We start from the raw sequence: 9,669 nt of genomic DNA, 5'->3' as shown, positions 1-9,669 counted from the left end.
CACACCGAAGAACAGCAGCGCTGTCACCAGCACAGCCATGATCTGAAACAGAACACAGCTCACGTGGCGAAGCGAGACATCAAGACCGGCTCACTAGCCCGCCCGGGCGGCGGCGAGGTGAGCGTTCACGGCGACGACACCGTCGACGCCCTGGCACAGGCCCACGACCACCGGGACCAGACGCGGTTCCGGAACGTGACCCCGCAGGGTGACGACCCCGTCCCGGACCTCGACGGCGACGGTGTTCTTGTCCAGGCCGAGGATGCGCCCCAGGACGTCCTGCTCGACCTCGTCGCGGATCTCGTCGTCGGAGCGGATGAAGGCGTCGAGCAGGTCGCTGCGGGTGACGATGCCGGTGAGGAGCCCGTTGTCGTCGACCACCGGCAGCTGCTTGACATGTCGCCGGCGGAGTTCCCGAGCGGCCCGGGGGATTGTCCAGTCGGCGCGGGCGGTGAAGACGGGGCTGCTCATGAGCGCGCCCGCGGTCCGGGCCCGGGCCTTGCCCCAGGCGTGCTCGTCGTCCCCGTCCTGCCCCTGCGGATCGGGCATGCCGGTCTCGTGCCGCAGCACGTCGGATGCGGACACGACGCCGACGGGGACGCCGTCGTCGTCGACGACGGGGGCCGCGACGATGTCGTTCGCGTCCAGCAGGACGGCGACCTCCTGGAGCGGCGTGTCGGGGCGGAGGGTGATGACCTCCTCGGTCATCACATCACCGACCGTACGGCGGCGCAGCATGGCATCGGCCTCCTCCGCTGTGCGACGGGGCGGGAGCGGTTGGACCGCCCGGGCGGACAACGCGCGGGCCGCCGGCCTCCGCGGAGCCTGCCGACTCGTCCACGCAGTTCCCCCTACCCATGACATCACCGGGCAGCTCCGGCGGCCAGTGACGTTCGGCCTGGCGGGGAGGGCTGGCGCGAGGCGGTGGACCGTGATGGCGACGCCTGGGAGGCGAGGGCGAGCAGACGCCGGCTGCCGCGCTCGACAATCCCGACGGCGACGCCCTCTGCCACCGCCGGGCCGCGCAGGCCGACGCGGAGGACGAACGGCGCCGGGCCGCGGAACGGGAGGCGCAGCGTCCGGTGTGCAGGCGGCGCGGGGCGAAGTTCACCGGCGAACGGTGGGAGGAGACCACGGCGCGGGGCGGCGCCTGAAAAGCCGGCGACCTGTCCGTGTGCGGGAGCTGCCACGCCGATGACGTCGCCCGGCGTCGGCGGGGCGGTGCCGGCGCGCGGGGTGCTGCCACTGGCCGGAAGGGTCCTGGGTGACGTCGACGCCGACTTCCACCACCAGCTCCTGTTCCACCAGCGTGACGACCAGCCCTGCCCTGCTGCCCCGACCGCGCGCCAGCTGTCGGCGCCGTGGCCAGGAGCAGGACGCCGGAGGGGCCTCCGGCCTCACAACTGGGTGACGAGCCAGGCGGCGGCTGTCAACACGACGGCCACGGCCACCAGCAGCGCCACGGCGTACACGGCACGACGAGCCCAGGGATTCATGGGGACCACCCTTCACGTGGCGAGACGCCCGCAGCGTCGCCTCTCCCACCTCGTACGCTCCCGGTCTTCCCCGTTCTCGAACCGTGGAAGCGGATAGCCGCCGAAGAGACGAACCGGCCGACGACGCACGCGGGGAGTGCCGCATCCCCACTCGCCAAGCACCGGTCAACGAAACCGCCGACCACAAATCCACGCGAGCCCGCTACCTGTGCCTCGAGCTCAGCCGCTCACCAACAAGCGCGCAGCGTCACACCTGCGCCTGACCTGTCTCAGCGAAGGTGTGGGGTCTCTGAGGTTCGTCGCTGCACGTCTACATCACACCAGCTCTCAGAACACGATCGAGCGCTTCCCGGCCTGCGGGTCCCCATGTCGGCTTGCCTCCAGAGAGGCCCCGGTCTCCGTTCTGGCCCATGAGCATGAGGAACAGGCTTTTCAGAGCGGCCAGTCCGCGGGCGCGCCGGATCATCGCCTGGTCCGCACGCGCGTACACGTCGAAGAACCGTGAGGCGGCGCCCGCGGGAAGGATCACCCATGCGGCCGCGAGGTCCCACGCCGGGTCGCCGGCGAACATGTCACCGAAGTCGATCACGCCTGTCAGCGTGCCGTCCGAGACGACGACATTCGCGGGATGCAGGTCACCGTGCACCCATACCGGCGGGCCCTCCCACTCGGGGGCCGCAACGGCATCGTCCCAGACGGCCCGGACCTCGTCGGCAACGTCGCCGGGGACAACGGCTTGAAAGAAGTGGTCGAAGCCGTCCGTGCACTTCTTGGGGTGAGCACCGCGGTCCGAACTGGTCGGCGCCTCAGCGGGCGCCTCCACATGGAGCGCCCTGAGGAAGTTCGCCAGAGTGTCCGCCGCGTGGTCGCCGCGGCTGATGGAGGTGTAGTCCAGTGGCTCGCCGGGGACCCACGACATGATGGTCCAGGGCTTCGGGAAACGTGCGGACGGATCACCGATCCGTACAGGGTTCGGGACCGGGAGCGGCAGGCGCGGGGCCAGGACGGGCAGCCAACGGCACTCCTTGCGCTGGAGGTCAGGGGCACGCTCTGTACGCGGCATGCGCACGACCAATTCGTCCCCGAGACGCCACTGCTGGTTGTCCCAACCGCCCGCCACTTCACGGATGGCCAGCCCGGCAAGGTCCGGATGCTGCTCCTGCAGCAGGTCGTGGATCAGGTCTGCCGTGATCTCGATCTCAAAATCCGTCATACGAAGCCACAATACGGGGCACTCAACTTTCGCTGAGAAAGCCCGGCGGTCACCAACCTTCGCTGACAACGCTCAACCTTCGCTGCGAGGGATCAGCGCCCTCACGAAGGGATCACGGCTCGGCAATACCCGAAGACCCGGCGTCACACCGCCGCACCGGATCGACACCTGTACAAGGTGAACGGCGGGACAGGCCCGCCCAACCCCCTGGAGCGCCCCGTGGCGAGCACCGCCGACGAGCCTCAACAGACCCCCGCCCCCCGGAAGACCCCCTCCGCGCCCCGGCCCCAGGGCTCCGGCGTGTTCGCAGTTCAGGCCCGCCGGTCAGGGAGTGGCGCAGGTCCCGACAACCCTTATTCCTGCTTACCCCAGGCCCGGGCAACTGTTGGGCGCTCGCGGAGGCCGCCCTGCTCGAGCAGCGAGGCGTAGGCTACGTCCTCGCGGGCGGGGCCGATTTCCGCATCACCATCTCCGGCTCATCGTCCTCGCGGCCGTGGATCGGGCGCACGCCGTGGAGTGCTTCACCTAGCGGGTCGACCGGCAGGGCCAAAGGGTCCTGGAGTCGGTATGCGGGTCTTGGATTTCTCGGCTTACGCCGGCCGCATCCTCGTCCCCGCCGCGGCCTCCGTCCGCCGCTGGACCGGCAAGGGCCCATTGCGCTGACGAAAAAGCCGAGGGCTGATCACCGGTCAGAACCGCGGGTACGTGGAGCCTGTCCCAGGACTTCTTGCCCGGAATACGGTCCGCATCCTCCGCCGCTGAACCCCAGCTTGCGCTGCCACTTGGAGTAGGACGCCCGGTCGGCGTCGCTCCACTGGCAGTCGGGCCCGTTAGCGTATGCCGAGCAACCCTCTTCGATGAGGCGGTAGTCCATGGCCTCGATGATCGGGCTGGTCGTGGTCGGCTGGAAGAAGTCGGCACCCGGGAAGGGCTGGTACTCGCCGAACGACTCCGGTGCGGAGACGCGGACTCGATGCCCTATTTGAATCACGTTCGGATTGGTGATCTCGCCATGCACGGCCTGACGCTGGCCAAATTCTGGAGTGGAATCCCGGGCAATCTTGGTGAGATCGTCGCCCTTCTTCACTACGTAGAACTTCGTTCTTCCCTCACCCATATGGCTTAGAGGTTGTCTCAAGTGGCAAGCTTTGCGAGCTTTTTGTAGCAGGTCAGGGCGGCGGCCATGTCCAGGCCTCGGCTCTGCCAGTCGTTGCGGACCACGTACGGGATCTTGAGACCACAAGCAGTCCATGACAGGCTCATGCCGCATGATCGATGAATCCGCGAAAGACAACCTGCACGGGAGACTGCGGCGGGACCGCAAGGCGCTGCTCTGGAAACTCGACGGCTTGTCCGAATACGACGCCCGCCGACCTTTGACAGCGACCGGGACCAACCTCCTCGGCCTGGTCAAACACGTGGCCACCGTCGAGGCCAGGTACTTCGGCGAGGTCTTCGACCGCCCTTCCCCGGAACCGCTGCCCCGGTGGCAGGACTCCAACGGCAGCGATCTGTGGGCGACCGAGGATGAGACCCGCGATCAGATCATCGGGTTCTACCGGCGCACGTGGGAACACTCGGACGCGACGATCAACGAGCTTTCCCTCGACGCCCCCGGCCACGTGCCGTGGTGGCCGGAGCCTTATGCCGGCACGAACCTGTTCGCCATCATGGTCCATGTCCTCGGCGAGTCCATCCGGCATGCCGGGCACGCCGATATCCTGCGTGAGGGCCTCGACGGCCGGACCGGGTTGCGCGCCGAACACGAGAAGCAGATCGACGAGGAAGCCCGTGCAGCCCACTGCGCGAAGATCGAGCAGGCCGCCAGGTCGGCCGCACCGATCAAGGCTTAGAGGTTGTCTCACGTGGCTTGATGTTCGTGCGGCATGATGCCGGTCGTGGGTGCTGATCTATCGAAGCGTCTGGTTCCTGATGAACTCTGGGAGCTGGCCGCCCCGTTGCTGCCGTCGTTCGCTGCTCATCCGCAAGGTGGTGGGACCGCTCCGTGTGACGAGCGGGCCGTGTTCACGGCAGTGGTGTACGCGCTGACCAGCGGCTGTGCCTGGCGGCATCTGCCGCCGACGTTCGGCACGTCGCCCGCCACCGCGCATCGCCGCTTCACGGTATGGACCGAGGTCGGCCTGTGGCGTCGGCTGCACCGGGCGGTGCTGGACGAACTCGGGGCCCGGGGCGAGGTGGACTGGACCTCGGCGATCGTCGACGCGGCCTCCGTTCGCGCCAAAAGAGGGGATCGCTGACCGGGCCGAACCCGGTCGATCGCGGCAAGAAGGGCAGCAAGCTGCACGTGCTGTCCGATGCCCAGGGCATCCCGCTCGCCGTCGCCGTGTCCGGCGCGAACAAGCACGACAGCCTCGCCCTCAAACCGCTCATCCGCGGCATGCCCGCCGTCCGGTCCCGCCGGGGACCACGGCGGCGCCGACCCGTCAAACTCCGCGCGGACAGGCGTACTTCTCCGCCGAACACCTGGCCTGGCTGCGCGAGCGGGGCCCGTCGCGCCCATCGCGCGGCCCGGCATCGAGTCCGGCGAACGCCTCGGTCGGCACCGCTGGAAGATCGAACGGTCGATCGCTTGGCTCTTCGGCTACTGCCGCCTCACCGTCCGATACGAACGAAAGGGCTCGCACTTCCTCGCCTTCCTCGGCCTGGCCGCCGTCCTGGCCTGCTACAAGAAGCTCGCGAAACTTGCCACGTGAGACACCCTTTTGCTCTAGTCAGGTGTGCGCAGTACGTAAACGCAGACGCATGTATAGCTTCAGCTATTCACGCATCAACCGTATGTCTCCGGACCGGTTGCAACTATTCATCTATTGAAGAGACGATGAGCCATTTCCAACCTCGCACTGAAGCTGCGTTGCGGAGCCTCTGGACGAAAAGCCCTTGCAGTCAAGGGTGGTGATCGCCCTACGGTTGCTCCCCGTGACCATCGAGATGCCCTACCAGCCACTTCCGATCGACCAGTCGGACGTGCGCTACGTCCACGGACCCGATTCCGCTCCACAGCCGGGCGTGCCCGCTGGCGAGACGGTCGCGTTCGACTGGAGGGACAGCGAGGTCTACCCGGGAACCTCCCGGAAGTTCTGGGTACACGTGCCTGCACAGTACGACCCAGCGGAACCGGCATCCCTGATGGTGTTCCAGGACGGATGGTGGTACCTGGACCCCGCAGGGGAGGTACGCGGCGCGATCGTCCTGGACAACCTCATTCACCGCGGCGACATCCCCGTCACCATCGGCGTGTTCGTCGATCCTGGCGTCTTCCCCGATGCGGAGAACCCGAAGAACCGCAACAACGAGTACGACGCCTTCGACGACCGGTACGTCACCTTCCTCCTCACCGAGATCATTCCGCAGGTTGCGGAGCGCTATACCATCGCCCAGTCACCCGAAAGGTGGGGCATCTGCGGCGGGAGCAGCGGCGGCAACTGCGCCTTTACCGCCGCGTGGCTGCGACCGGACAAGTTCCGCCGCGTCATCGGATACCTGTCCAGCTTCGCGCAGATGCCGGACGGCAACCCCTACCCAGACCTCATCTCCCGCGTCCCCCGCAAGCCGCTGCGCATCTTCATGCAAGGCGGCCACCGCGACCTGCACTGGAATCAGCCACAGTGGAACTGGCTCGCCGAAAACCTGCGCGTGGCAGCCGCTCTCGCTGAAGCGGGCTACGACTTCCGCCTTGTCCTGGGAGACGGCGGACACAGCCCCAACCACGGCGGCGTCCTGCTGCCGGACGCTCTGCGTTGGCTATGGCGGCCCAACGAGGATTGATCGATACCTGCTCATCCAACCTGGCGCCGGCTGCGGTGAGGTGGGCTGCACCCTGGTCGCATAAAGGCGTGAAGCTCCTGGTAGGCGAGTTCACGACCAAGATCACTCGCTTGACAGGAGCGTCGTCGTGCTTGCCTACCCGTCCGCGATCGACCTGTCCAGCTCACGTTGCGCTTCCTGACCAGGCAGCTCGCCGAACGCCGCCGACAGGTCGGCGCCCGCTGGCGGCGCTTGCCCCCCGAATCGGCAGGCCCTGCTCGTCCTGGCCCACCTGCGCTGCGGTGACACCTACACCCGGCTCGTGGCCTCCTTCGGCACAGGTGTGGCCACGGTCTACCGCTACATCCGCGAGGCCGTGGACCTCCTGGCCGCGCTGGTTCCCACGCTTCAACAGGCCCTCAAACGCGCGGCAGCCAAGGCGTCGTGATCCTGGACGGCACCCTGTTGTCCATTGACCGGATCGCCGCCGGCCGGCCCTTCTACTCGGGCAAGCACCGCAAGCACGGCATGAATGTCCAAGTCCTCGCCGACCCGTTCGGCCGCCTGCTGTGGGCCTCCGCCGCGCTGCCCGGCGCCGTGCACGACATCAAGGCGGCCCGCGCCCACGGCATCATCGATGCCTTGGCCGAGGTCGGCATGGTTTGCTACGGCGACAAGGGCTACCAGGGCGCTGGCGGCACCCTACGGGTGCCCTTCCGCGGCAAACACCGCAACCTCTCCATCGGCCAGCAGGCCGCCAATGTCACCCACGCGCGCATACGCGCCGTCGGCGAACAGGCCATGGCCACCCTGAAGAGCCGGCGTCTCCTGCGTAAACCGCGGTGCAGCACCACCGGCATCACTGGCCTCGTGCAGGCCGTCCTCGCGCTTCACATCGCAGGGGCCTGAGATTGGAAAGGGCTCGATCCGCAGTCGAGGTGCGATCGAGTTGCACGGTGCCGGATCTTGTCCCAGCCGGCGGTCCGCTGGGAAACCATCGCGGACGATTCCCCGGGGGCTGCCGCAGGAAATACACCGACCCAGGAACGCCGACCGACCCCGGAACTCCGCAGGTCGCCGAACTCCTCGAAGCGGTCGGACCGCCGGCCAGCGGGACATCACTGGACACACAACCGCCGAGGGGGGCCACGCCTCGTACGAACTCTGCGGGGCCTCCGGACCTTCCAGAGCAGAGAGCCAGCGATGCGGCAGAGAGCCATGGCGCGGCTCAGCACACGGTGTGGGGGTTGAGGAGGTCGCGTACGACGGCCTCGGGGTTGGGGATGACGTCCGCGAGGGTGCCGAGGTCCAGGCCCGGCACCAGCGCGACGGGGAGGGAGAGGGGGCCGAGGACCACCGGCGCCAGGATCTGCCAGTTCTCCATGTGCTGGATCGTGCGCAGCAGTTCCCGCAGCACCTCGCGCCAGTCCACGCCGGGAACCTGCGCGGGGACGGGGAAGTTGACCAGATGGCCGGTCTTGCCGCCTGCCGTCGGCATGCGCGCGAGACCCACCAGCGGGTCCTCGTGCAGCGACGGGTCCTCGTTGAGGTGTTCTCCCCAGATCTGCGCGCGCAGCTCACGGACGGACACGCCGACCCGGTGCGGCGCGCCCCCGACGGTGCCCTCGGCCAGATCCGTGTCGAAGATGCCGAGATGCAGTTCGGAATCCGTGGTGTGCGACCGGAAGTTGAGGTTGGCGCTGCCCGCGGCGACGTACTGGTCATCGACGATCATCAGCTTCGCGTGGACGTAGATCTGCAGTGACGACCCCGCCTGCTCCAGATGGAAGCAGTGCACGTTCGCGGGACCGCCCGAGGCGATCCGCTGCAGGATCTCGGCCCGCATCGCCTTGTGGACTGCGCCCAGCCCCGGCAGGTCGAAGTCACGAGCGGTGACCAGGATGAGCTGGACGCCCCGCGCGGCGGCGTCCCGCAGGTCGTCGACGACGTTCGAGGGCCACAGGTACTGGTCCTCGATGTAGATGTAGTGCCGGGCCCGGCGAATCGCCTTGCGGTAGGCGGCCGCGACGGTGAACTCGCCGCCCGGCAGGAAGGAATAGACACCGTTGCAGGTGAGGGTGCGCAGCACCTGCACGGCGTGCGTGCCCGAGGTCACCGGTGGTCCGGGTGCCTCCGACGGGGGGATCGGTACGGGCACGGGATCGATGGGGCTCGGCGGTGTGGGGTCGTTCCAGCGTTGGGCCAGGGACTGCCAGATCTGGCCGACGGCGGGCCCGAACACCGCGCACTGTATGTCGTGCCAGCCGGGCAGGGAGATCTTCTTGCCCAGGAAGTCCGGCTCCCGTTGCCGTATGGGCAGATCGGCGTGGGCGGCGTTGTCCCAGCGGTCGAGGCACACGTCGATCCCGCCGACGAACGCGCAGGGTCCCTCGGCGGCGCTCTGCAGCACCGCGCACTTCTGGTGGTGCGAGCCGAACCTTCCCACCCGGGCGTCGAGCACCGCCTCCCCCCCGGCGTTCGCCAGCCCGGTACGGAAGTCGAAGTTGTCCTTGGACGGGAAGGCCGGGACCGCGGGCCTGCGCACGGGAAGCGTGGAGATCACCGAGCCGTAGACGAGCGCGCGCACGCCGATGCCGTCGGCCCGGAGCTTCTGGAGCCGGTCGAGGATACCCGGTGAGCCCGCGACTGCCGGGCGCAGCCGCTGCTCGGGGGAGAACCGCCAGCCGGCGAACAGCACCCGGTCCCCGGCGGCCAGACCGTCCAGGCGTGCGGCCAGTGTGTCGTAGTACCCCTCACCGTCGACGAAGAAGACGATCAGGTTGTCCAGGGTGAAGGCGGGGGAGCGGAAGGGCCCGAGTTCGGCGGCGGTCAGCAGCCAGTCCTCGGGCGCGACGCTCTCGGCGGGCGGACGTTCGGCCGCCGCGCGCATCTCGTCCAGCTTGAGGACCGTCAAGGGGCCGACGTCGTCGATGACCTCGGCCGGAGGAACCCCGAGCACCTCGACCTTGAACCGGGCCACTGCGGCGGCGGTCTCGCCGCCGTAGTCACCGTCGGCCCCGAACTGGGGCAGGCAGTCCGGGTCCCAGCCGAGCAGTGCGATCTGCACCTTCTGCACGGCCGGATCGGTGCGGTGCCTGGTCCGCGAGATACGGTCCTGGTCCTGCGCGATCGCCTCCAGCAGCGGATCTCCGGCGAAAAGTGCGGAGGTGAGCATCCCGGTCTCCTTCATCGAGG

The 9,669-nt window shown here is 68.3% G+C and carries 6 protein-coding genes and 2 pseudogenes; 4 read left to right on the top strand and 4 right to left on the bottom strand.

Going from position 1 to position 9,669, the window contains the following annotated elements; translation table 11 throughout:
• Positions 1 to 93: 93 nt before the first annotated feature.
• From ACYVMZ_RS35230 to ACYVMZ_RS35220, 3 genes are all read right to left on the bottom strand, one after another.
• Positions 94 to 738, bottom strand: coding sequence for a CBS domain-containing protein (locus ACYVMZ_RS35230; protein ID WP_461086943.1), 645 nt, complete (start codon positions 736 to 738; stop codon positions 94 to 96).
• A 1,068-nt stretch (positions 739 to 1,806) separates the two neighbouring features.
• Complete coding sequence (locus ACYVMZ_RS35225) at positions 1,807 to 2,709, bottom strand: aminoglycoside phosphotransferase family protein (protein ID WP_461086948.1); 903 nt, start codon at positions 2,707 to 2,709, stop codon at positions 1,807 to 1,809.
• 682 nt (positions 2,710 to 3,391) lie between these two features.
• Entirely contained in the window at positions 3,392 to 3,796 is a 405-nt protein-coding gene (locus ACYVMZ_RS35220; protein WP_461086942.1) for a peptidoglycan-binding protein, read from the bottom strand.
• A 181-nt stretch (positions 3,797 to 3,977) separates the two neighbouring features.
• Between ACYVMZ_RS35220 and ACYVMZ_RS35215 the strand changes: the two genes are divergently transcribed.
• The 4 genes and pseudogenes from ACYVMZ_RS35215 (at position 3,978) to ACYVMZ_RS35200 (ending at position 7,383) form a co-directional block, all read left to right on the top strand.
• A complete protein-coding gene (locus ACYVMZ_RS35215) occupies positions 3,978 to 4,562 on the top strand; it encodes a DinB family protein (RefSeq protein ID WP_461086941.1) in 585 nt (194 codons plus the stop codon).
• Positions 4,563 to 4,607: 45 nt separating this feature from the next.
• Positions 4,608 to 5,423, top strand: a pseudogene (locus ACYVMZ_RS35210) (IS5 family transposase).
• A 223-nt stretch (positions 5,424 to 5,646) separates the two neighbouring features.
• Complete coding sequence (locus tag ACYVMZ_RS35205; RefSeq protein WP_461086940.1) at positions 5,647 to 6,495, top strand: alpha/beta hydrolase; 849 nt, start codon at positions 5,647 to 5,649, stop codon at positions 6,493 to 6,495.
• Between the two features lie 127 nt (positions 6,496 to 6,622).
• Positions 6,623 to 7,383: pseudogene (locus ACYVMZ_RS35200) on the top strand (transposase family protein).
• A gap of 319 nt (positions 7,384 to 7,702) precedes the next feature.
• On the opposite strand, the gene ACYVMZ_RS35195 reads toward ACYVMZ_RS35200, so the two are convergent.
• A complete protein-coding gene (locus tag ACYVMZ_RS35195) occupies positions 7,703 to 9,649 on the bottom strand; it encodes a phospholipase D-like domain-containing protein (RefSeq protein ID WP_461086939.1) in 1,947 nt (648 codons plus the stop codon).
• Positions 9,650 to 9,669: the final 20 nt, after the last annotated feature.

This window comes from Streptomyces deserti (genome assembly GCF_054782695.1).
Note: the sequence above shows the minus strand (reverse complement) of the source record. Positions and strands in the feature narration are given on the sequence as shown.

Coding starts and splice junctions, on each gene's coding strand:
- ACYVMZ_RS35225 (WP_461086948.1), bottom strand. CDS start 2,709: ATGACGGATTTTGAGATCGAGATCACGGCAGACCTGATCCACGACCTG.
- ACYVMZ_RS35195 (WP_461086939.1), bottom strand. CDS start 9,649: ATGCTCACCTCCGCACTTTTCGCCGGAGATCCGCTGCTGGAGGCGATC.
- ACYVMZ_RS35215 (WP_461086941.1), top strand. CDS start 3,978: ATGATCGATGAATCCGCGAAAGACAACCTGCACGGGAGACTGCGGCGG.
- ACYVMZ_RS35230 (WP_461086943.1), bottom strand. CDS start 738: ATGCTGCGCCGCCGTACGGTCGGTGATGTGATGACCGAGGAGGTCATC.